The following is a 23,134-nucleotide window of genomic DNA, read 5'->3' on the forward strand; positions in this document are numbered from 1 at the left end:
TCAGCGGACCAGCCGGAAGAATGACCGGCCCTCGTCGACGAACAACGCCGGCTGCTCGAACGCCGCGAAGTGGCAGCCCTTGCCGGGCCCGTTCCAGTACCGGATATTCGGGAACCGGCGCTCCGCCCACCACCGAGACGGGTGCTGCAGCTCCTTGGCGAAGACCGAACAGCCGGTGGGTACGGCACCGGCGCGCCGGCCGACCCGGAGATCCATTCGTTGACCTGCCGGAGGCTTTCCCAGTACAGCCGGGCGGATGAGGCACCGGTGCCGGGAAGCCAGTAGAGCATCAGGTTGTCGAGCAGCTCATCCCGGGTAATAACCCGATGCAGGTCGCCACCGGAGTCGGTCCACGACCAGAACTTCTCGACGATCCAGGCGCAGAGGGCGGCCGGCGAGCCGACCAGCCCGTAGCCGACCGTCTGCGGCCGGGTCGGCTGCTGCGCCGAGTATCCGGAGCCCCATTCGTCCGCCTCCCGCAGTGTCGCGAGCGCCGCCCGCTCGGCACCGGTGAGGTCGTCCAACGTGGCCGGATCGGGCGGTGCGAGCGGCGGCATGAGATGGATGCCGGCGACCCGATCGGGTTGCCGTTGACCGATGCTCGGTGGCGATGCTGGTGCCCCAGTCGCTGCCCTGGGCGCCGGACAGCCGGTCGCCGAGCCGGGCCATCAGCTCGCACCACGCGTCGGATATCCGCTCGATCCCCCACCCCGGCACGGCCGGCTTGTCGCTGAAGCCGTAACCGGGAAGCGATGGGCAGACCCCTGGAACCGGCCGCTTAGTGCGCAGATTTTCGCCGTTCACACGACGAAACCGCAGCTCAACAGCCAGCACCTACCCAAGGTCAGCGATCTTGAGCCAAGTCAGGGCATAGCGGGCGCATCGCCGCGGATTTCGGAGGAAAGCGCTGCTTTTTGCCGATCCACGCCCTCGACTGGACGACCTGCTCCCTCCCTGTCTCCGAACGCACGGGCACATGGCTGTGCCCTGCGGGGCGGAGGACCATCCCGAGCCAAATCGAGAAGGTTACGGTCGCGCCCCAGGATCCACCCCCATACCGGGACCGCTTCGAGATGTGGAGCGATTTCAGCACCTTCGACCATGTAATCGGCCAAGTTTCTTACGCCGCCGAGTACACCTTGTCGGGCAGTTTGGTCAACGTCAGGCCAGTGTCCTACCAGGCCACGTTCGACACAGAGGCGGTCACGCTCGAGGGCAACACTCTCGATGCATACGGCGGCCAGGTGGGAACGGCCATTCCGAACGCCTACGGCTTCACCCATGTCGGCACGGTTGCGGCGAACACATCGACGTTCTGGAACCCCAACGGCTACAGCAACTACAACGGCGATCACGACTGCATCCGCATCGTGACCCGTTGATCGCCATACTCATCTCGCGAACGACGAGCGGAAGCCTGGTCACCTATGGCGTGCACGCCAGGAAGAGGCCCTGAAACAGCTCATGCCAGAACCAGGGAGCGGCCGCGTAACGTTGATTGCTCCGGGACACCGACGACCATGGTCTGCGGCTTGAGCAAAGGGCCTGACGTCGAACCTGGTGAATACTTGGACGCTGAGACATTCCGCGAAGTCGTCGAAAACGCACGGGCGACCTCACCCGCCTCGCTCCTCCAGGCATACTGCCGTGATTGAGGATCGCTAGCCGAGACGCCTTCAAGGGCCGACATCCGCGCGACTCCGAGGATCCCGACTCACAAATCGGTTGATCGATTGGCGCGATCGATCGTGGTGCGACTCTCGGCGGTAAGGTAGCCGCAACCTGCTGCCAACCGGCCTTCCTGAACAGCCGACACCTCGTCGGACTACGGCCGAGGTCACTCCCCGAATCGCCCAGGTCAGCACCCGCTCATGAACTGATTCCCTGCCGCGAACGTGCTGACGAACGACTACAGCCGCACCCAAGTTGCCGCTGGTCTGTCGCGCCTCCGCCACGAGGGCCCGCTGCAGCTGACCACGCTTGCCGCAGCCGAGGGGTCAGCCAGCCATCGATGAGCCGACTCGTCCGAGCCGCAGGATCCGATGACCCGAGTCGCCGACCCCGACGATGGCCGCGCATCCCTGGTGGCGCTGACCGCGCCGGGACGAACACTCCTGGCGGAGCAACGCGGGATCCGCCGAGCCTTGTCGAGCTGATCCCGAGACCGCCGGAGGAGGGACGTCGCCGTCCTCCGGCTCCCGATGAACATCATCTTGCCGGAGCGGCGGCGAACGCGCTCGCCCGAGCCAAGCCCCGCTAGTGGAAGTCGACCCGGCCGAGCAGGCGGTCGATGAGGTCCGGGAGCGACCGCTCCCCCGAGCCCTCCAGCCAGCGCACTCCACCCGTACGCACCGCGGCCAGGAACGTCGCCGTCATCAGGCGTGCCAGCTCCTCGTCCACGCCGTGCCCGCGGGCCACCAGGACCGCCGCCAGGTCTCGTTCCAACGCGATCTGGTCGCCGGCCTGCTGTGCGAGCAGGGATGGGTGCCGTCGCAGCAGGCGCAGCTGGGCGACCCACTCGCGGTCGGGCGTCGCCTGGTTGCGGTACAGCTCGCGGCTCGCCGCGCGCAGGGCCGGCCACGGCTCCTCGTCGGCCGGACGGCCCTCGACCAGGGACATCAGCAGGCGCGTCCGCTCGCGGTCGGCGTAGAGGATCGCGTCCTCCTTGTTCGCGAAGTAGTTCGAGAACGTCCGGCGGGACACGCCGACCTCGCCCGCGATGTCCTCGACCGTCACGCCGTCGAGGCCGTGCTCCATCGCCAGCCGCAGCGCCGCCTCGTGCAGCGACTGCCGCGTCGCCGCCTTCTTGCGGGTCCGCAGCGTGTCGAGGGTGTCCATGCGCTCAGCCTAACGACGGGAATACACTGCCCATTGTGCAAGTTTGCACAGTGGGCAATAATTTACCCGGACGTGAAGGGGTGCTGTGAAAACCGAGAGAAACGCCGCAGCCGGCGCGATGCGGCACCGCGAGGTGCTCGAGTCGCTGTCCGGGCTGCTGCTCGCGCTGTTCGTCGCCATGATCAGCTCGACCGTCGTTTCGACGTCGCTGCCGCTGATCATCGGCTCGCTGAACGGCACCCAGACGCAGTACACCTGGGTCGTCACCGCCACGCTGCTGGCCGCGACGGCCACCACCCCGATCTGGGGCAAGCTCGCGGACCTGTTCAACAAGAAGACCCTGGTCCAGGTCGCCATCGTGATCTTCGTGGCCGGTTCGATGATCAGCGGGTTCAGCCAGGACACCGGGCAGCTGATCGCCGCGCGCGCCTTCCAGGGCATCGGCGTCGGCGGCCTGCAGGCGCTGGTCCAGGTCGTGATCGCGGCGATCATCCCGCCGCGCGAACGCGGCCGGTACAACGGCTACCTCGGCGCCGTGATGGCCGTCGCCACCGTCGGCGGCCCGCTGCTCGGCGGCCTGATCGTCGACGTGCCGTGGCTGGGCTGGCGCTGGTGCTTCTTCGTCGGCGTCCCGATCGCCGTGCTCGCCTTCGTCGTGCTGCAGCGCACCCTGAAGCTGGAGACCGTGCGCCGCGACGACGTCCAGGTCGACTACCTCGGCGCGGGCCTCATCGCCGCCGGCGTGAGCGTCCTGCTGATCTGGGTCTCCTTCGTCGGCAACTCGTTCGACTGGCTCTCGTGGCAGACCGCCGTCATGGTCGCCGGCGGGCTCGTGCTGCTCGGCCTCGCCGTGCTGGTGGAGACCAAGGTCCGCGAACCCGTGGTGCCGCTGAAGATCGTCGTCCAGCGCACGCCCGCGCTGGCGATCATCGCGAGCCTCGCGGTCGGCATGGCGATGTTCGGCGGCGCGGTGTTCCTCGGCCAGTACTTCCAGATCGGCCGCGGCTACACACCCACCGAAGCCGGCCTGCTGACCATGCCGCTGATGGCGGGCGTGCTCGTCTCCTCCACCGTTTCCGGCCGCCTGATCAGCCGCACCGGCAAGATCAAGCCGTACATCCTGGCCGGCACGATCATCCTGGTGCTCGGCTTCCTCGGCCTCGGCATGGTCGACCACGCCACGTCGCTGTGGATCGTCGGCGTCGCGATGGCCGTCGTCGGCATCGGGGTCGGCATGACCATGCAGAACCTCGTGCTGGCCGTGCAGAACGACGTCCCGCTGCGCGACCTCGGCGCGGCGAGCGCGTCGGTGACGTTCTTCCGGTCGCTCGGCGGCACGATCGGCGTCTCGGTGCTCGGCGCCGTCCTCGCGAACCGCGTCTCGGCCGACCTGGCCGCCGCCCTGCACGCGCCGGCGGGCCAGGCGTCGACCGGCGGGGTCAGCGCGCTGAACCTCAAGGCGCTGCCGCCGCAGGTCCAGTCGGTGGTGCACACGGTGTACGGCGACGCGACCGCGCACATCTTCGTGATTTCCGCGGCCGTGGCGGTCGTCGGCGTGCTCGCGGCGCTGCTGCTCAAGCCGATCACGCTGCGCACGACGATCGACCTGGCGGAGAAGACGGAAGAGCCGTCGACGCCGGACCCGGTCGCGAAGTAGGGAGCCGACGATGAGCGCGGCCTATCAGTCCATTGTGGAGCGGTTCGGGCCGCGCCGTCCCCCGTCGGCGCGGGCCATCCTGGCCGGCGTCGACGGCTCGGACACGGCGATGCGCGCGGTGGCGTTCGCCTTCGGCTTGGCGCGCCGCCAGGACAGCCGCCTCATCGTCGTCTACGTCGCGTGCCCGTCGCCCCTGGCCCCGCTGCGCCCGGCGGTCGCGACGGTGATCGAGCACGACACGGCCGCGCACCTGTACGCCGAGCTGCGCGACCAGATGCGCACGGCGGCCGAGGAACTGGCGGTCCCGGTGACGGTGATCAAGACGTTCGGCGACCCGTACACGGCGCTGCGCGACACCGCCGACCGCGCCCAGGCCGACACGGTCGTGGTCGGGGCGTCGCAGAAGGCGGGCCACCGGTTCGCGGGCTCGGTGGCCACGAAACTCATCCGGGCGGGCCACTGGCCGGTGCTGGTGGTGCCCTGACCCCGCCGCGAAGGAACAGGACGCGCTTCACCGCGTCAGGACTTCCAACGCCGCGGCGTGCACGCCCGGCGCGGCGGCGAGGTAGCTCTCGCTCGCGATGTCCCACGGCCGGCCGTCGAGGTCGGTGACGAGTCCGCCCGCCTCCTGGACCAGCAGCACCCCGGCCGCGTGCGAGCGGACGTTTTCCAGCTGCCAGTGCAGATCCATGCGACCGGCCGCGACCTGGGCGAGCTGGCCGGTCACCGGCACCGAGACGCGCACCTGCAGGGCGGCCGCCGACATCGCCGTGAACGAACTCCCCGTGCGCGCCAGCAGATCCGCGTCCTGACCGGGGCGCGCCTGCCCGGTCCCCGCCAGCGCGCCGTCCAGCGACGTCTTCGCCGAGACTCGCAGGCGCACGCCGTCGAGGAACGCGCCACCGCCCTCGATCGCGGTGAACACCTCGTCGAGCACCGGGAAGTGCACGACCGACAGGACCGGGCGCCCGTCGCGCACGAGGCTCACCCCGATGTTCCAGCCGGGCATGCCGTGCACCGCGTTGAGGTTCCCGCCGACGGGGTCGACGAGCCACCACTCGCCTGGGGCCAGCGGCCCGCTGCCGTGTTCGTCGTCGAGCCAGGTCGCATCCGGCCGGACCTCCGCCAGGCTCGGACGCAGCACGTCGGTGACGGCCGCGTCGTTGTCGCGCAGGCTCGCCAGCAGCTCGGTGAGCCCGGCCTGGCGGGACTCGGGGGAATAGCGCGTCAGCATCCGCGCGGCCGCCTTACCGACGGCGGCGGCGGTGGCGGCGAGCAGTTCGTGGTTCACGGGTTCTCCTGTGGTTGTCTGACGATCGTGCAACTCGACTTGAACTTGCTGACGGTGCTGGACGCCCTGCTCGAGGAGGGCAGCGTGATGGGCGCGGCCGAGCGGCTGCACCTGTCCTCGCCCGCGGTGAGCCGCACGCTCGGCAGGCTGCGCAAGGTGACCGGCGACGACATCCTGGTGCGCACGGGCCACTCGATGACGCCGACGCCGTACGCACTGGCCGTCCGGGAAGAGGTGCACCGGCTGGTCCGGCAGGCCCGCGACGTGCTCTCCCCCGCGCGCGAACTCGATCTCGGCGAGCTGGACCGCACGTTCACGATCCAATGCCACGACGCCCTCGCCGCCTCGGTGGTCCCGGTGCTGATCGACCGCCTCCAGGAGCGGGCGCCGCGGGCCCGCCTGCGGGTGCTGGCCGAGAACTCCGCGGACACGGACGACCTGCGGCTCGGCCGGGTCGACCTGGAACTCGGCGGGGGCAGGCCGGCCCTGCCGGAGTTCCGGACCGAGACCTTCGCGGAGGATCCACTGGTCGTGGCGATGCGCAAGGGCCACCCCTGCGCCCGGCGCCTGGACCTGCGGTCCTACGCGGCGCACCCGCACGTGGTGGTGTCCCGCCGCGGCCGGCTCACCGCGCCGATCGACGACGTGCTGGCTGCGGAGGGCCTCAGCCGCCGGGTGGTCGCGGCCGTGGCCACGCTGGCGATGGCGCTGCAGACGGCCGCCCGCGGCGACGCGCTGGTCACCTGCACGGAGGTGCTCAGCCGCCCGCTGGTCGAGGCGTTCGGGCTGGTCACCCGGCCTCTGCCCGCCGAGTCCCCGCCCGCCCCGATCAGCTGCACCTGGCACCAGCGCTACGACTCCGACCCCGCCCACGCCTGGCTGCGCGAGCAGGTCCGGGCCGCGCTCGACGTCGCGACCGCGAGCTAACCGGGCACCACGCCCGCGAACCGGGACGCCTCCGCTTCATCGAGCGTCGCCGCCACGAGCAGGTGCACGCCGCCTCGACATCGCGACCGCTAACCGGCCAACGGCACCGCGACCGCCCCAGCGAACCGAGGCGCCTCCGCTTCGTCGAGCATCGCCGCAGCGACCGTCTCGCGGCTGATCGTGGCCGACAGGTCGAACGGCGGCGCGTCCGCCAGCCCGGCCGTGCGCCGGGTCGGGCTCACCGGTCCCTCGACGAGCCGTCCCGCGTGGAACACCGTGCCGCCCGCCGTGAGGACGGTGGTGTCGGCCGCGACCTTGTCGCCGAGCCGGTCGCCCAGCGCCCGCACGAGCACGTCCGCGCCTTCCCCGGCGACTTCGGCCGACGGGCCGGTCCCGTAGGCACCGAGCCAGATGATCCGCCGCGGCCCGGCGGCGACCACGGCCTTCGCCCCGGCGAGCAGGACACCGGCCCGGTCGGTGCCCAGCCCGGACAGCACCACGGATCCGGGACCGACGACCGCGGCGACGCTCGCCGGATCGTCGACGTCGGCCGCCGCCAAGCGCAGTCCGGCCGAGTCGGGGAGGTTGACGCGCCCGGGGTCGCGGGCGAGGGCCGTGACGGTGTGACCGCGCTGAAGTGCTTGCCGCACAAGGGCGATCCCGGTCCGCCCGGACGCCGCGAGGATGGTGAGGTTCATGCCGACGACGCTAGAGGCGCGTCGGATTGACATCAAGTGCAAGCATCGCAAGGGATGGATTACTCAGACGCAATCGACACTGCCCGAGAACGCTGCCCGCACGAGCCACGAATCCGCGAATTTCGGGCACCCGCGCGCCGGGGCCGGGTCGCTCGCGATTCACCGCTGGTACGTTCGCGCGAAAGATCGTTGAAACGTCCCGGACGCCAGAAAGGGCCGTGCAGTGGGGAACCCGCTGGTCGCGGAGACCAAGGATTCGACGAAGGCGTATTCGGGGATTTCGCTCGCGGAGTCGGCGGCCGACCTCAAGTCCGCGATCGAGAGCGGTGACTGGGCGTCGGTGGCGATGGGTGCCGTCGGGACCGCGCTGGATGCGTTGTCGATGGCGATGGACCCGTTCGGTGCGATCCTGGCCGCGGGGGTCGGGTGGCTGATGGAGCACGTCGGCCCGCTCAAGGAAGCCCTCAACGGCCTGACCGGCAACGCCGACGAGATCGCCGCCCAGGCCGAGACGTGGAAGAACATCGCCACCGAGCTGGGCAGTGTCGGTGAAGACCTCACCGGGATGGTCAAGGCCGACACCGCGACGTGGACCGGGCCCGCTGGTGACAGCTACCGGCAACGCGCCCAGGACACGGTGACTCTGCTGGAAACCGCGCAGAAGGGCTGTGAAGGGGCCTCCAGCGGTGTGAAGACCGCGGGTGAGGTCGTGGCGGCGGTGCGGGCGCTGGTGCGGGACATCATCGCCGAGCTGATCGGGCATTTGATCAGCTGGGCGTTGCAGGTGGTGTTCACCCTGGGTATCGGGTTGACGTGGGTGGTGCCGCAGGTGATCAACGCGGTGGCGAAGACCGCGTCGAAGATCGCGGATCTGGTCAAGCGGCTGGTGAAGGCGCTGCAGGCGCTGATCCCGCTGCTCAAGCGGGCCGGGGACCTGTTCTCCGACGCGGCCAAGGCCCTGCGGAACATCAAGCCGGGCAAGGCCGCGCCGCCGCCCAAGCACGCCGACATCAACGGCAACCCCAAAGGCCTCGACGGACCCAAGGGCAAGGGCGGGGACGAAGCACCACCGCCCACGCCGAAGGGCGGCGACGGTACCCACGCCTCCGGCGCCAAGGGTGACCCCGACGCGCCCCCGAAAGCCGACCCGCCACCCAAGACGGACCCGCCGCCGAAGAACGAGACGACACCCGACAACACCCCTCCTCCCGGCGGCACCCCGAGGGGCGGCCCCGACGGTGGCGGCACCCCCAAGGGCGGCCCGAAGCCGGACGACGCCCGCGACCGCGCGCTGCCGTCGGACTCGAAGACCTGCGTGTCCGACCCGGTGGACGTCGCGACCGGCGAAGTCGTGATGACGCAGGTCGACCTGACCCTGCCAGGCGACGCGGGCGACCTGGAGCTGTCCCGCACCCACCTGTCGTCCTACCGGTCCGGCCGGTGGTTCGGCCCGTCCTGGACGTCTACAGTGGACCAGCGGCTCGAAGCGGGCCCCGACGCCGTCCGGTTCTACGCCGAGGACGGCATGATCCTCGTCTACCCGGTACCCGGCGACGGGCCCGTGCTGCCGCTCGAAGGCCCGCGGCACCCGCTGCGCCGCTCCCCCGGCGGCTACCGGCTGACCGTCGGCGAGCGTGAACTGCACTTCACCGGCGACGGCCGCGTCGTGCCGCTGACCGCCATCGAGCAGCACGGCAGCCGCACCGAAATCGCCTACGCCGCCGACGGCACGCCCACCGCACTGCGCCGTGACGACGGCGTCGAGCTCCGGATCGGCACCGAAGGCGGCCGCGTGGTGGCGCTGGGCGCGCCCGGGGCCGCGCCGCTGGTCCGCTTCGGCTACAACCGGCTCGGGCAGCTGACCACGATCGCGGACTTCGCGGGCCGTCCGATGACGCTGGACTACGACTACGAGCACCGGCTCGTCGGCTGGCAGGACCGCACCGGCACCTGGTACCGCTACGTCTACGACACCGAAGGCCGCTGCGTCCGCACGGTCGGGGCGGACGGCTTCTACAACGCGACCTTCGCCTACGCACCGGGCACTACCCGGCACACCGACGCGCTCGGCCACACCTGGACCTACCGGCTCGACGACGTGGGGCGGCTGGTCGAGCGGACCGATCCGCTGGGCGGTTCCCGCCGGTACACCTGGAGCCGTCACGACGAGCTGCTGTCCCAAGTGGACGAACTGGGCCGCGAAACCCGGTACGTCTACGCGGACGGCGAGCTGGCCGCCGTCACCCGGCCCGACGGGTCCGTCGTGCGGACGGCCCCCGCCGCCGAGGGCGAGATGCGCCTGCAGGTGGGTGACGGCGACGCCGCGGTCCAGCGGGTGGTCCCCGCGGCCGGCCCGTTCACCGCGCTGCCCGGCGTGGCGGCATCGGCCGGGCCGGGTCCGGCGCCCGATCCGCTCGGCGACGCACCGGTGACGGACGCCTCCGTCCGCCCGGGAGAGCGGGACCTGTTCGGCCGTCCCCAGCTCGTGCACACCGCCTCGGGCGGCGCGGCCCGCCTGGGCTGGACGGCGGAGGGCCGGCGCGCGTGGCGGATCGGCCCCCACGGCGACCGGGAAAGCTGGCTGCACGACGCCGAAGGCCAGGTCGTCGAATACCGCGACGCCGCCGGAGGGGTGCGACGCCGCCGCTACGGCCGGTTCGGCCTCACGGTGGCCGACATCGACGCGGCGGGCGCGAGCACGACGTACACCTACGACGGCGAATTGCGGCTCACCTCGGTGACGAACCCGAGCGGGCTGACCTGGCGCTACGGCTACGACCCGGCGGGGCGCCTCGTCGAGGAGACCGACTACGACGGCCGCCGTCTGACCTACACCTACGACGAAGCCGGGCAGCTGCGGCGGATGACCAACGGCCTCGGCGAAGCGGTCGAGTTCGGCTACGACCTCCTCGGCAACGTCGTCGAACGGCGCACCGCCGACGACGTCACCCGCTACGCCTACGACGCCCTCGGCCGGCTGGCCATCGCCGAAAACGCCGAAGCCCGCGTGGAAATCACGCGGGACGGGCGGGGCCGGGTGATCGCCGAGACGGTCAACGGGCTGGGTGTTCTCTGGAGCTACGACGGCACGGCCCTGCGCCGCCGCACCTCGTCCGGTGTGGACAGTGAGTGGACCTTCGACGACGCGGGTCTGCCGCGGTCGTTGCGGATCGGCGGGCACGACGTCGCGTTCGAACACGACGCCGCCGGGCATGAGGTCTTCCGCGGTGTCGACGGGACGGTGGTGCTCCGGCGGCACTTCGACGCGGAGGACCGCGTCGCCGCGGAAGAGATCGCCGGCGTCGGCCGGCGCACCTACGGCTACCGGCCCGACGGCAGGCTCGCCGCGGTCGGGGACACCGCGCGCCCGTGGCGGCTCGAGTACGACGAGGCGGGCCGCGTCGCGGAAGCGCAGGGCCCGGGCGGAACCGAGCGGTTCGCCCGCGACGCCGCGGGCGCGGTCACCTCGGCCGCCACCCCGGCGCTGCCGGGTCCGCGGGTCTACCGCGGCACCACGCTGGTGTCCGCAGGGCACACCCGCTACACCGCCGACGCGCGGGGCCGCGTCACCGGGCGCCGCCGCGGCGAGGAGTCCTGGACGTACTCGTGGGACCGGCTGGACCTGCTGCGGGGCGTGCGGACCCCGGACGGGGCCCGGTGGACGTACCACTACGACCCGCTGGGCCGCCGCTTCGCCAAGCGGCGCTGGATCACCGGCGCCGACGGGGAACCCGAGCTCACGGCCGACACGCGGTTCCTGTGGAGCGGGTTCGACCTCGTCGAGCGGATCGAGGCCGGTGCCGACGGCTCGCGGCGGACCCTGACGTGGGAGCGCCACCCCGCCGACGGCCGCCCGGTCGTGCAGGTCACCGACGGACGGTTCCACTGCGTGATCACGACTCCGGCGGGTACGCCGTCCGAACTGCTGGACGAGCACGGCGCGGTCGTGTGGCGCGACCACAGCAGCTTCTGGGGCGCGCCGCTGCCCGGCGCCGACGTCGCGGCCGTGCCGCTGGCCTTCCCCGGACAGCACCGTGACCCCGAAACCGGCTTGCACTACAACGTCTTCCGCTACTACGACCCCGAAACGGCGCGCTACCTCAGCCAGGACCCGCTCGGCCTCGCGGCCGCGCCGGACCCCGTCGGCTACGTGCCCGACCCCCTGCTCTCCGGCGACCCGCTCGGGCTGGTCGGTTCGTGCGGCAAGACGGGCGGGCCGCAGACGCCGAAGCGGCCGCGGCCGGACGACTTCGACGCGGACCCGCGGCCGTCGAAGAGGCCCGACCTCGGCATCGACGTCAACCGGATGACGCCGGAGGAGTGGGAGAAGTTCAAGCCGCAGCTGGACCAGATGATGCGCGTCGACAAGCACTTCTTCTGGTCGGGCGGCTACAAGAAGGGCCACGGCGCACCGGACGACCCGTACCTCGGTTCGATCGAGTTCCGGGCGAACCAGATCGCGAAGCAGCACGGCGGCAACACCCTCGAGGGCTTGGTCGCGGACAACCACCTGAAGATGCCGGGCTGGGTCGACGACAAGATGAAGCAGGACCCGAACCAGGGCTACTGGTCGCACGGCGACCACGGCACGTCGAACGCGGACCAGAAGAACTTCGTCGGCGAAAAGTGGGACTACGCTTCGGAAACGTTCGCGAAGAACTCCACACCGGACACCCACGTCGTCTTCCCGGACAAGCCGGGCAAGGAGACGAGCACGGGCATCCCCAACCCGGACGGCGACGTCTACCCCTACCGCCGGCCGGACAACATCTTCGACAAGATCGAATACCCGAAACTGGAGCAGAACGGCATCAACGTCACCGAGCACAACGCGGAAACCGGCGCGACGAGGCCGTACCAGAAGCCGCCGAAGACCAAGCCCTGACGCGGTGATCGTCACCCTTCGCTCGCGCGGCCGAACGGCTGGGCATCGAACCTCCTCCGCTTTCGCGCGCCATCGCGCAGCTCGACCCTCAACCGCACTGCGGCGGGCACGCATCGGCTCTTCGACCGGCCCGAATGACCACCGGCGCACCCAGCCGCTCAGACCGATCGGGTTTCGCCACCGTCGACGCGGATGTTCTGCCCGGTCAGGTAGGCCGATTCCGCACCCGCCAGGAACCGGACGACCCGCGCCGCCTCCGCGGTGCTCTGCGCCCGGCGCAGCGGGATGCCGCTCGTCCACTCGGCCGGGACCACGCTCGGGTCGTCCTTGGTCAGCCCGGTGAGCAGGTTGTTCATCCGGATGCCTCGCGGGCCGTACTCGTCGGCGTACAGCTTGGTGAACGAGGCCAGCGCCGCTCGCATCGTCACCGACACCGGGAACATCGGACCGGGCTCGAAGACGCCAGCGGTCGAGATGTTCACGATCGCGCCGCCGCCGGACGCGATCAGGTGGGGCGTCACCACGCGGGCCATGCGCACCACGTTCATCAGGTAGAGGTCCGCGCCCTCGGCCCACTGCTCGTCGGTGATCTCGAGCACCGGGCCGCGGGCCGCGTGCCCGCTGCTGTTGACGACCGCGTCGACCCGGCCGTACCGCGACACCGCCAGCTCGACGCACGCCCGCAGGTCGTCGACGCTGGTGTTCGAGCCGTCCACCCCGGCACCGCCCAGCGATTCGGCCAGGGTCCGGGCCCGGCCCGACGGCGACATCGCCACCACCCGGTAGCCGTTCCCGGCGAACTCCCGGACGCACGCCGCGCCGATCCCGGATCCGCCACCGACGACGATCGCGACCTTCTCGGCCGCGGGCGAGGCTGGCTCAGGCATGCTCGTGCTCCTTCAGCCGGGCGGCGATCAGGAATTCGAGCGCGTCGGCGGACAGCTCGGCGTACCGGAGGAAGTCGTAGAGTCGCCGACCGACGCGGAGATCGTGGGCTTGAGCAGGCCGGTGCCGCCCGCGATGAAGATCATCGACGCGAAGAGCGCGCCCGCGCCGGCGGGGATCCCAGGCAGATGTGGCACGCTTCGCAACACGGTCCGCGACGTCCCCTGACGGGCACGCGGTGGCGGCTCACCTTCGGGTGCTTTCCGGGAGCGGGCAGCTGCGTCGACACTGGACAGAGGCCGCGGAGACTATCCTGACGGCGTTCCCGCGTCGACGAGCTTGGGCAGGCCGCAGTGACCGACCGTGATGCGCGGCTGCGCAAGAAGGTGCAGACGGCGCCGCAGCAGATCGCCTCCCTGATCAAGGAGGCGATCCTGGAAGGCAGCCTGCCGCCCGGTGCGCAGCTGCCCTCGGAGACCGAGATAGCCGAAAACTTCGGCGTCAGCAGGCCCACCATCCGGGAGGCGCTGCGCACGCTCAAGTCGACCGGCGTGATCACGGCCGCCCGGGGCCGGCACGGCGGGCACCGGATCTCGGACGGCTCGACCGCCAGTCTCGCCCGCGGCATGGGTGACTACATGACGCTGGCCATCGGCGCGAACCACGTCGGCTACCGGGACATCTTCGAGGTGCGGTCCGAACTGGACCTGCTCGCCGCGTCCACCGCCGCCCAGCGCCGCACCGAGGAGGACGTCGACGCCCTGCGGGAGCTCGCCGGGACGGAGTCGGCGTCCGGCAGCGTGGAAGCGGCGCTGCGCTACGACCTCGCCTTCCACCGCAAGATCGCGGAATGCTCGCACAACCAGCTGATCGTGGCCTTCATGAGCGCCACGATCGTGGTGTTCCAGGACTGCGACGTCGATCTGGACATGTTCTCCCAGGACAGCGTCCTCGCGCACCTCGACGACGTCCGGGAGGCGGTGATCGCCGGTGACTCCGGGCGCGCACGCGAGGCGATGCACCGCCACGTCGGCCTGTCCGGCGCGCTGTGCGGCGTGCCCCTCGACCCGGCGCGCCGGCCCCGCTGACCACGCAATTGTCAGTTTTTCTGCCTTGACCCGGTGCCGCCGCGCGACAACCATCCTGTCTTGGGCGCACCGCGGAACACCTGCCGCACAACGGCAACCGGTGCGTCCTCGGTCCCCTTCGCTGGCCGCGCGGTCGCGACACCCTTTCGCGACGGCCGGGCCGAAGGCTTCCCGCCGCGCTGAACACCGCCCGCCCGGCGCGGAAACCTTCCCGACGACCACCACACCACCGTTCGCAGAGGCCGGTATGACACTCCAGCACGCCTTCGTCGACGGCCGGCCCCGCCCGGCGGCCGGCGACCTCACGGCGCTCGTCCGCGAGGACCGCGTCCACCGCACGCTCTACACCGATCCGGAGATCTTCGCCGCGGAGATGGCCCAGGTCTTCGGCGGCCGCTCGTGGGTTTACCTGGCGCACGAATCGCAAGTGCCGGAACCGAACTCGTTCCTTTCGCTCCGGGTCGGCCTGCGTCCGGTGCTGCTCACCCGGGACCGCTCCGGGGCGCTGCACGCGGTGTTCAACCGCTGCAGCCACCGCGCCGCCACGTTGTGCCGCGAAATGAGCGGCGTGGCCAAGAGCTTCCAATGCCCGTACCACGGCTGGACGTTCCGCAACACCGGCGAACTGGTCGGCACCCCGTGGCCGCAGGGCTACGGCGAGAACTTCGACCGCGCCGAGCACGGCCTGCACAAGTTCCCGCGCGTCGAGTCCTATCGGGGCTTCATTTTCGGCACGCTCAACGCTTCCGCGCCCAGCGTGCCCGAATGGCTCGGCGCGGCCACCGGCTGGCTCGACTACTGGATCGACCGGGCGCCCGAAGGCGAGGTCATCGTCCGCAGCGGCGTGCACCACATGGGGTACCGCGGCAACTGGAAGCTCGCCTACGACAACGCGGGCGACGGCTACCACCCGGCGTTCTCCCACCGTTCCCTGCTCGAAATGGCCTCGCGCATGGGCGAGAGCAAGGACATGTCGTACTTCGGCACCACCCCGGACGACGGTCCGATGCGGACTTACCTGCTCGGCAACGGGCACAGCGTGATCGACCAGCGGCCGAACTACGAGGGTCCGGGCAGTTTCTGGGCCAACCAGCGTCCGCAGCCCGGCCGCGAAAGCCTCGAAGAACGCATCCGCGCCGAGCACGGGGAGGACGCCGACCGGCTGCTCGACCTGTGCGTCGGCTCGCAGATCAACCTCAGCATCTTCCCCAACCTGCTGATCATCGGGAACCAGATCCAGGTGATCGAGCCGCTCGCGGTCGACCGCACCCAGCTGAGCTGGCACGCCACCGCGATCGGCGGGGTGCCGCCGGAGATCAACACCGTCCGGATGCGCACGCAGGAGGACTTCCCCGCCTTCGGCGAGCCCGATGACCAGGCGAACTTCGAAGAAGTCCAACGTGGACTCGCCGCGCCGGAAGCCGAATGGGTGCTGATGAACCGCGGGCTGGACGTCCCGGGCTGGCAGGAGATCGGCCCGGACGGGGTCGTGTCCAGTGCGGTCACCGACGAAGGGCACATGCGGCAGTACTACGCCACCTGGCTCGACCTGATGGCTCCGGAGGCGACCCGATGACCCGCACGATCCCGCCGCGCTACGCCGACACGTCGTCCTGGTCCTACCACGTCGACGACGAGTACTACCGCGAGCTGCGCCGGCAAACGAACCTGCTCCGGGAAGACTGGCCCGAAGCGACCGTCGAGGAAACCGTGCGCGCGGCGACGTTCCTCGCCCGGGAAGCCCGGCTGATCGACGACGGCCGGTTCAACCACTGGCTCGACCTGTTCACCGACGACTGCCTGTACTGGGTGCCGGTGGTCGCGGGCGGCGGCGACCCGGCCACGGAGGTGTCGCACGCCTTCGACGACCGGCGCCGCCTCACCGACCGCGTCTACTGGCTGCGCACCGGACTGGCGTTCAGCCAGATCCCGGCCTCCCGGACCCGGCGGGTGATCGGCAACGTCGAGACGTCGGCCGATCCGGAGACCGGGGATCGGCTGGTGCGCTCGAACTTCACCGTGCACGAGTTCCGGGCCGGCGTCGCCAAGACCTATGCCGGCTGGTACGGCCACGTGCTGCGGAACACCGGCGACGGCTGGCGGATCCGGGTCAAGCAGGCGAACCTCCTCGATTCCGACCAGATCCACGAGAACCTGACGTTGGTGTTCTGAATGGACGACGACCGCACCCCGAACCGGGATCCCGGCGACGGCGAACTCGAGCGGCTCCGCCGTGAGAACGCCTTGCTGCGGTTGCGGCTCCTCCGGGTGGAAAGCGAACTGGCGACCACGGCGCCGCTGGTCGATCAGGTCAAACACCTGGGCCTGTGGGACTTCACGCCCTACGGGATCGTGCCCGACGGCAGCTGGCTGGCGGTGGACCGGGCGAAGGCGACCGCGTTGATGGGCGCCCTCGCGCACGTCGATCACTGGAACCCGTGGCGCACCGCGATCGAACCGAGGCCGCAGCCGTGACCGGGATCGTGGTGATCACCCATGTCGACGGGGCCGATGTCGGCTTGGTGGCCCAGATCGCCGCCGAACGCGGACACGTGCTGCGGATCGTGCGGCCCTACCTGGGCGACGAACTGCCCGGGCTCGACGAGCTCGACGCCGTCGTCGTCATGGGCGGGCCGCAGAACGCCTACGACGACCTCCCGTACCTGCGGACCGAAGAGCGGTACCTGGCCAAGGCGGTCGAAGCCGAGGTCCCGGTGCTGGCCATCTGCCTCGGCTCGCAGCTGCTGGCGCGGGCGCTGGGCGGATCCGCCGCTCCCGGCGGTTCCGGTCTCGAAGCGGGCATGATCGCCGTGCGGCCCGTCGACGGAACCCGCGACGAGGTGGGCGGCGAATTCTTCTCGTTCCACTCCGATTCCGTGACTCCGCCCGAGAACGCGGAAATCCTGGCCCGCTCCGACCGGTACCCCCAGGCCTGGGTTCGCGGGTCCGCGCTCGCGGTCCAGTTCCACCCGGAAATCACGATGGACGGCGTCGACGCGCTTCTCGCCGTCGAAGGCCCGAAGCTCGAACGATTCGGCGTTCCGGTGGCCGACCTGCGCCGCGACGCACAGCGGTACTTCTCGGCGGGCGCCGGTGATTCCCGCCGCCTGCTGAACCGCTGGTTCGACTCCCTCCCGTCCTCCCCGACATCCCGCCCCTGATTTCAAAGGAGAAATCCATGTCCGGCAGCGCGAAGTTCATCGAACGACACGGCCTCTTCACCCCGGCCCAGGCCGAGGCGGCCCAACGCTCCCTGGAGCTGATCGAGCAGCACGGCATCGAGATGGTCCGGATCGTGTGGCCGGACCAGCACGGTCTGCTGCGCGGCAAGGCGTTGACGAAAGCCGCTTACACCAGCGCGTTGTCGGCGGGCAGCGAGATCACCATGGCCCCGTTCTTCTTCGACTCGGCCAACGCGATCGTGCTCAACCCGTTCACCCCGGACGGCGGGTTCGCGATCCCCGGCCTCGGCGGCAGCCCGAACGTCACCATGGTGCCCGACCCGGCGACGTTCACCGTGCTGCCCTGGGTGGCCAAGACCGCGGTGGTGTTCGCGGACCTGTACCTCAACGACGGCAGCCCGTTCCCGCTGGCCCCGCGCACGATCCTGCGCGCCCAGCTGGACCGCCTCGCCTCGCACGATTACCGGCTCGTCTCCGGCATCGAGATGGAGTGGCACCTGACCAAGGTCCTCGACGACCTGCTCGGCAAGTGCTCGCTGGGCGCGCCCGGCAGCCCGGCCGACCCGCCGCTGGTGGCCCCGGTCGCCCGCGGCTACAACTACCTGCTGCTCGACCACCTCGACGAGATCGACGACGCCCTGATCCCGATCCGCGAGGCCCTGCAGTCGATGGGGCTGCCGCTGCGGTCCTTCGACGACGAGTGGGCGCCGAGCCAGGTCGAGACCACGTTCGACGTCATGGAGGGCATGGCCGCCGCCGACGCGGCCAGCCTGTTCAAGATGGCCGTCAAGCAGATCTCCAAGCGCCGCGGCTACCTGGCGTCGTTCATGTGCACGCCCGCGCTCCAAGGGTTCTACGCCAGCGGCTGGCACCTGCACACTTCGATCGCGGACGCGAAGACCGGCGAGAACCTGATGGTTCCCGGCGCGGGCGAGGCGCTTTCCGAGCTCGGCCGGCACTACGTGGGCGGCCAGCTGGCGCACGGCGCCCCGGCGTCGGTGTTCACCACACCGACGGTCAACGGATACCGGCGCCGCCGCCCGTACTCGCTGGCGCCGGACCGGCTCACCTGGGCCCACGACAACCGCGCGGCCATGATGCGCGTCATCGGCGGCCCCGGCGACCAGGCCTCGCATGTCGAGAACCGGGTGGGCGAGTCCGCGGCGAACCCGTACCTGTACATGGCTTCCCAGGTCGCGGCCGGGCTCGACGGCATCCTCAACCGGACCTCCCCCGGCCCGCTGAGCGAGGACCCGTACTCGGCCGAAGTGCCGCAGCTGCCCGCCACCCTCGCCGAGGCGGTCGACTCGCTGGAGGCGGATCCCTTCTTCCGCAAGGAATTCGGCGACGTCTTCGTCGACTACCTGGTCGCCGTGAAGCGCTGCGAGATTTCCCGTTACGACGCCTGGGTCGCCGAGCACCCGGACGCCGAGAGCTACGTCAACGGTGTCACCGACTGGGAGCACCGCGAGTACTTCGAGCTGTTCTGACCCCGCCGGTTCCGGGACCCCCTAGCTGATCGGAGCACCCCGTCATGCCCAAGATCGTGTTCACCTGCCCCGACGGATCGACTCGCGTCGTCGAGGCTCGCGAAGGCGCCTCGATCATGGAAGCGGGGACCAAGTCGGGGGTTCCCGGGATCGTCGCGGAATGCGGCGGCGCCATGGCGTGCGCGACGTGCCACGTCTACGTCGCGGACGCGTTCCTCGCGAAGGCCGGGGAACCGGACGACTTCGAGGACGAAATGCTCGACGACGCGGTCGCCGAGCGCACCGCCGCCAGCCGGTTGTCCTGCCAGATCCGGATGACCGACCAGCTGGACGGCATCGAAGTGACCGTGGCGCCGGAACAGTGACGGAGACGGACGCGATGGAAACCGGAACCAGGTCCGCGCGAGACGGCGTGCTCGTCGTCGGGGCAGGCGAAGCGGGCGTACGGGTGGCGACCGCGTTGCGGGAGCTGGATTACCAGGGCCGGATCGTGGTCGTCGGCGACGAGCCGCACCAGCCGTATTCGCGCCCACCGCTGTCGAAGGCGTTCCTCGGCGGCAAGGCGGACGAGGACGACCTGGCCCTGCGCACCCCGGACTACTTCCGCGCGGCGGGCATCGAAGTCCGCACTGGCCGCGCGATTACCCACATCGAGCTGAAGGACGCCGGCGGCGGCGAGGCGACGTGCGCCGACGGGGAAGTCATCCCGTTCGGCAAGCTCGTCCTGGCGACGGGAGCACGAGCGCGTCCGCTGCCGTTCGAGGGCGCGTCGCTGGAGGGCGTGTGCACGCTGCGCAGCCTCCGCGACGCGGCGACGGTGCGGGACCGTCTCGCCGAAGCCGAGCGCGTGGTGATCATCGGCGCCGGGTTCATCGGATTGGAGGCCGCGGCGGTCAGCAGTGCCCGGGGGCTGGCCACCACCGTGGTCGAGCGGGAAGAACGGCTGCTGAGCCGGGTGTGCGCGGAGCCTTTGTCCCGCTTCCTGCGCGACCGCCACGGCGAGTGGGGCGTCCGGTTCGAGCTCGGCGCCGACGTCCGCGGGCTAGTGGGAGACGGGCACCGGGTCCGTGAGGTCGTCCTCGCCGACGGCCGAGTGCTGCCCGCCGACCTCGTGCTCGCGGGGATAGGGGCGGTCCCGGAAACCACCCTCGCCGAGAAGCTCGGGTTGACGGTGCAACGCGGCATCGTCGTCGACGCGGAGTGCCGCACGAGCCGGGAGGGAGTATGGGCCGTCGGCGACTGCACGGTCGCGCCGCATCCGCATCTGCCGGGCGAGGTCATCGGAGCAGAGTCGGTGCAGAACGCGAACGACCAGGCCAAGGCGGCGGCTGCCGCGATCGCCGGGGTCGCGGCACCCCAGACGCCGGTGCCGTGGTTCTGGTCGGACCAGCGCGACCTGAAGCTGCAGATCGCGGGCATTTCGAACGGGCACGACGAGTACGTGGTGCGCGGCCCGGACCCGGCGGAGCTGACGGTGCTGTACTACCGGGCGGGCGTGCTGATCGCCGCCGAATCGGTCAACCGCCCGAAGGACTTCATGGCGGTCAAACGGGCCTTGGCGGCGGGCCGGACCATCCCCCCGGCTGCCGCCGCCGACCTGGGCGTTCCGCTCAAGGAGTCGGTCGTCGACCGCGGGTGATCTCCGGTCGGCACCGGTGGAGCTGCCCCAAGATCCGGACTACGCTGACACGCGTCAGGAGGTGACGCGGTGACCACCGCCGACGACGACGTCGACGCGCCGGCGATGGAATCGGCCCTGTCCGGTGGTCTTGTCGCGTTGCTCGCGCAGCACCCGGAGCCGGACGCTCCGCTCGTCGCGGAACTGGTGCGGTCGGTGTGCGACGTCGACCACGTGGCGCTGGTCGACATCGACGCCGACGTCTGCTCGGTACTGGCGGCGTCCGGTCCCGATCTGCTCACGGTCGGGACGAATTCGCCCGTGGCGGTGTCGAGCCGGCTCGTCGCGGTCGCGGCGGGACGAGTCTGGTCCTCCGCTGATCTGCGCGGCGAATCGGGGTTCGACCGGCCGATCGACCAACTCGCCCTGACCCTGGGTTTCCGGGCCGGCGCGGGCGTTCCGCTCGTCGTCCGCGGCCGGACGGTCGGCGCCGTGCTGCTGAGCTGCACCGAGTCCGGCCGGGACTGGTCACCGGTCGTGGCCGCGATCACCTCGTCCACCGGCCTGCTCGCGGCGGCGCTCGGGTTCGGGCGCGGCCCCGGCGAACCGCTCCGGGTCGCGGTGGTGCATCCGGACCTGCTCGTCGCGCACGGCCTGGCCCGGATCGTCGAACGCGGGCTGCCCGCGCAGGTCGACGTCGCGAGCGGAGGCTGGGATCCCCGGCTCGACGAGATCGTCGCGAACGCGGATGTGATCGTGACCGGCTCCGGGGTCGACTGGACGGCTCCCAGCGACCGCCTCGTCATCGTGCACGACGAACTCGGCGCACGGTCCGGGAACACGGTCTACCGCGACGAAGCTCCGGCCACCTTGGTCGCCGCGGTGGCGCGGGCGTCCGGTGCGGCCGGGTCGGCACCCCCGGCCGCGTCCGGCCCCGCGCTGACGGCACGGGAGTCCTCGCTGTTGCGTGAACTCGCCGCCGGGCGCCCGTACAAGGAGATCGCCGCCCGCCTGCGGCTCTCCCCCGCCACGGTGCGCAGCTACTCCCGTGGGCTCTACGCGAAACTCGGCGTCCATTCGCGCGGCGAGGCCGTCGCCAAGGCCTCGCGCAACGGCCTCCTCTGACCCCCCTGTTTGTGGGTGTTCCGGGCCTGCGACGGCCGTCATCGATGCGTGGTGGCCGTCGCGGCGCGCGGCACAGAATGTGGCCGACTCTCGAGGAGGAGGCCTTCGTTGACCGCGACCACCATCCGGCTTCCGGCCCTGGAGCGGCACTTCGGCGACCGGGCGATCCTGCCCGGCGACGCCCGCTTCGAGGCGGCCCGCGCCGTCTGGAACGGCACAGTGGACACTCGCCCGGCCGCGGTTCTGCGCTGTGCCGATGCCGCCGATGTCGCCCTCGCCTTGCGGATCGCGCGGGCCGAAGGGCTGCCGGTCGCGGTTCGCGGCGGCGGCCACCAGATCGCCGGGGCCGCCGTCGTGGCGGACGGGGTGGTCCTCGACCTCTCGCCGATGCGCTACGCCGACATCTCCGCGGACGGGACCGTGAGCGTCGGCGGCGGAGCGCTGCTGGGCGACCTCGACCGGGCCACGGACCGCGTCGGCCGGGTCGTCCCGGCCGGGACGGTCTCGCACACCGGGGTCGGCGGGCTGACGCTCGGCGGCGGGGTGGGGTGGCTGTCCCCCCGGCTCGGCCTGACCTGCGACTCGCTGATCTCCGTCGACCTGGTGACCGCGGCCGGCGAAACCCGCACCGTCGACGCGGGAACCGACCCCGACCTGTTCTGGGCGCTGCGGGGACTCGGGGCCAACTTCGGGGTCGCCACCCGGTTCGTGTTCCGGACTCATCCGCAGGGGCCGGTGGTCGCCGGGCGCAGCGAGATCCCGCTCGATCGCGCGGCCGAAGTGCTGACCCGGATCGGCGCGTGCGCGGCCGAACTCCCGCGCGCACTCGGCGTACTGGCTCGGCTCGAGCGACCCGCGGCCGTGCCGGTGCTCGGCGTCGAATGGGTGTGGTCGGCCGACCCCGCCGACGCGGCGGCCGCGATCCGCCCGCTCGGCCTTCCGGCCGGAACCGTGCGCACCCGCCGGTTCCCCGCCGTCCAGACCACTGTGGACCACCGATTCCCGCACGGCGGCCGGTACTACCTCAAACCGGCTCAGCTGGCCGAACTCGGCCCCGCCCAAGCCGAAGCGCTCGTCGAGGGCGCGACCCGGTTCCCGGCCGGCGATCCGCAGCTGGAGGTCCTTCGCCTCGGCGGCGCGGTCGCCGACGTCCCGCAGGAGGCGACGGCGTTTCCCGGTCGCGCCGCGGCCTTCGCGGTCAACGTCACCGCCAGTGCGGACGATCCCGCACTCGAAGCGGCGCAGCGGCGGTGGGCGCGGGAGACGCACGCGGTGATCGCCGGGCTCGGCACCGGCGGCGCCTACCTCAACTTCGCCGACCGGGAGCTGGATCTCGCGACCGTACTCGGGGCCCCGGTCCACGATCGCCTCCGCCGGGTGAAGCACCGCCTCGACCCGGACGACGTCTTCCGTCCCGCCCAGCACATCACCCCCCGTCCCGAGCAGTGAG

The 23,134-nt window shown here is 71.2% G+C and carries 21 protein-coding genes; 16 read left to right on the plus strand and 5 right to left on the minus strand.

The annotated features are described in order from the left end of the window. Positions 1 to 216: a hypothetical protein gene (locus tag QP939_RS47620; protein ID WP_285453521.1), complete on the minus strand. Its 216-nt coding sequence runs from the start codon at positions 214 to 216 to the stop codon at positions 1 to 3. Between the two features lie 857 nt (positions 217 to 1,073). Between QP939_RS47620 and QP939_RS47625 the strand changes: the two genes are divergently transcribed. After that, a complete protein-coding gene (locus QP939_RS47625; RefSeq protein WP_285453522.1) occupies positions 1,074 to 1,382 on the plus strand; it encodes a hypothetical protein in 309 nt (102 codons plus the stop codon). A gap of 874 nt (positions 1,383 to 2,256) precedes the next feature. Here QP939_RS47625 and QP939_RS47630 read toward each other — a convergent pair. Continuing rightward, entirely contained in the window at positions 2,257 to 2,838 is a 582-nt protein-coding gene (locus QP939_RS47630; protein ID WP_285453523.1) for a TetR/AcrR family transcriptional regulator, read from the minus strand. Positions 2,839 to 2,956: 118 nt separating this feature from the next. Here QP939_RS47630 and QP939_RS47635 point away from each other — a divergent pair, with 118 nt between their 5' ends. Then, positions 2,957 to 4,495 carry an MDR family MFS transporter gene (locus QP939_RS47635; protein ID WP_285460005.1) on the plus strand — a complete coding sequence of 513 codons (1,539 nt, stop codon included), beginning with the start codon at positions 2,957 to 2,959 and terminating at the stop codon, positions 4,493 to 4,495. Positions 4,496 to 4,505: 10 nt separating this feature from the next. After that, complete coding sequence (locus tag QP939_RS47640; protein ID WP_285453524.1) at positions 4,506 to 4,979, plus strand: universal stress protein; 474 nt, start codon at positions 4,506 to 4,508, stop codon at positions 4,977 to 4,979. A gap of 27 nt (positions 4,980 to 5,006) precedes the next feature. Here QP939_RS47640 and QP939_RS47645 read toward each other — a convergent pair whose 3' ends face one another. Next, complete coding sequence (locus tag QP939_RS47645) at positions 5,007 to 5,786, minus strand: inositol monophosphatase family protein (RefSeq protein WP_285453525.1); 780 nt, start codon at positions 5,784 to 5,786, stop codon at positions 5,007 to 5,009. Between the two features lie 27 nt (positions 5,787 to 5,813). Here QP939_RS47645 and QP939_RS47650 point away from each other — a divergent pair, with 27 nt between their 5' ends. Further along, the gene (locus QP939_RS47650; protein WP_285453526.1) at positions 5,814 to 6,713 is read left to right on the plus strand and encodes a LysR family transcriptional regulator; all 900 of its coding nucleotides are present in this window, start codon (positions 5,814 to 5,816) and stop codon (positions 6,711 to 6,713) included. A gap of 89 nt (positions 6,714 to 6,802) precedes the next feature. Here the strand turns inward: QP939_RS47650 and QP939_RS47655 are convergent, their stop codons facing one another. Continuing rightward, positions 6,803 to 7,411 carry an NAD(P)-dependent oxidoreductase gene (locus QP939_RS47655; RefSeq protein ID WP_285453528.1) on the minus strand — a complete coding sequence of 203 codons (609 nt, stop codon included), beginning with the start codon at positions 7,409 to 7,411 and terminating at the stop codon, positions 6,803 to 6,805. A gap of 223 nt (positions 7,412 to 7,634) precedes the next feature. Here QP939_RS47655 and QP939_RS47660 point away from each other — a divergent pair, with 223 nt between their 5' ends. Next, entirely contained in the window at positions 7,635 to 12,296 is a 4,662-nt protein-coding gene (locus tag QP939_RS47660) for a DUF6531 domain-containing protein (RefSeq protein ID WP_285453529.1), read from the plus strand. A 158-nt stretch (positions 12,297 to 12,454) separates the two neighbouring features. Here QP939_RS47660 and QP939_RS47665 read toward each other — a convergent pair whose 3' ends face one another. Next, the gene (locus tag QP939_RS47665) at positions 12,455 to 13,183 is read right to left on the minus strand and encodes an SDR family oxidoreductase (protein WP_285453530.1); all 729 of its coding nucleotides are present in this window, start codon (positions 13,181 to 13,183) and stop codon (positions 12,455 to 12,457) included. Between QP939_RS47665 and QP939_RS47670 the strand changes: the two genes are divergently transcribed. The 11 genes from QP939_RS47670 (at position 13,182) to QP939_RS47720 (ending at position 23,133) form a co-directional block, all read left to right on the plus strand. After that, positions 13,182 to 13,409, plus strand: coding sequence for a hypothetical protein (locus QP939_RS47670; protein ID WP_285453532.1), 228 nt, complete (start codon positions 13,182 to 13,184; stop codon positions 13,407 to 13,409). The two genes, QP939_RS47665 and QP939_RS47670, sit on opposite strands and share 2 nt — an antisense overlap. Before the next feature lie 125 nt (positions 13,410 to 13,534). Continuing rightward, positions 13,535 to 14,269, plus strand: a complete 735-nt coding sequence (locus QP939_RS47675) for a FadR/GntR family transcriptional regulator (protein WP_285453534.1) — start codon at positions 13,535 to 13,537, stop codon at positions 14,267 to 14,269. A gap of 247 nt (positions 14,270 to 14,516) precedes the next feature. Then, entirely contained in the window at positions 14,517 to 15,845 is a 1,329-nt protein-coding gene (locus QP939_RS47680) for an aromatic ring-hydroxylating oxygenase subunit alpha (RefSeq protein WP_285453535.1), read from the plus strand. Next, complete coding sequence (locus tag QP939_RS47685; RefSeq protein ID WP_285453536.1) at positions 15,842 to 16,441, plus strand: aromatic-ring-hydroxylating dioxygenase subunit beta; 600 nt, start codon at positions 15,842 to 15,844, stop codon at positions 16,439 to 16,441. Before QP939_RS47680 ends, QP939_RS47685 begins: the two co-directional genes overlap by 4 nt. Next, on the plus strand, positions 16,442 to 16,744 hold the full coding sequence (locus QP939_RS47690) for a hypothetical protein (RefSeq protein WP_285453537.1): 303 nt from the start codon (positions 16,442 to 16,444) through the stop codon (positions 16,742 to 16,744). It abuts the gene before it with no gap. Next, a complete protein-coding gene (locus QP939_RS47695; RefSeq protein WP_285453538.1) occupies positions 16,741 to 17,430 on the plus strand; it encodes a type 1 glutamine amidotransferase in 690 nt (229 codons plus the stop codon). The genes QP939_RS47690 and QP939_RS47695 overlap by 4 nt, the downstream gene beginning before the upstream one ends. 17 nt (positions 17,431 to 17,447) lie before the next feature. Next, positions 17,448 to 18,941 carry a glutamine synthetase family protein gene (locus QP939_RS47700; RefSeq protein ID WP_285453539.1) on the plus strand — a complete coding sequence of 498 codons (1,494 nt, stop codon included), beginning with the start codon at positions 17,448 to 17,450 and terminating at the stop codon, positions 18,939 to 18,941. 44 nt (positions 18,942 to 18,985) lie between these two features. After that, a complete protein-coding gene (locus tag QP939_RS47705) occupies positions 18,986 to 19,306 on the plus strand; it encodes a 2Fe-2S iron-sulfur cluster-binding protein (protein WP_285453541.1) in 321 nt (106 codons plus the stop codon). 14 nt (positions 19,307 to 19,320) lie between these two features. Beyond that, positions 19,321 to 20,580 carry an NAD(P)/FAD-dependent oxidoreductase gene (locus QP939_RS47710; RefSeq protein WP_285453542.1) on the plus strand — a complete coding sequence of 420 codons (1,260 nt, stop codon included), beginning with the start codon at positions 19,321 to 19,323 and terminating at the stop codon, positions 20,578 to 20,580. A gap of 69 nt (positions 20,581 to 20,649) precedes the next feature. Beyond that, positions 20,650 to 21,684, plus strand: coding sequence for a LuxR C-terminal-related transcriptional regulator (locus QP939_RS47715; protein WP_285453543.1), 1,035 nt, complete (start codon positions 20,650 to 20,652; stop codon positions 21,682 to 21,684). 108 nt (positions 21,685 to 21,792) lie between these two features. Further along, complete coding sequence (locus tag QP939_RS47720) at positions 21,793 to 23,133, plus strand: FAD-binding oxidoreductase (RefSeq protein ID WP_285453545.1); 1,341 nt, start codon at positions 21,793 to 21,795, stop codon at positions 23,131 to 23,133. Position 23,134: the final 1 nt, after the last annotated feature.

It is taken from the genome of Amycolatopsis nalaikhensis (assembly GCF_030264295.1).
In the GTDB taxonomy this organism is placed as follows: Bacteria; Actinomycetota; Actinomycetes; order Mycobacteriales; family Pseudonocardiaceae; genus Amycolatopsis; species Amycolatopsis nalaikhensis.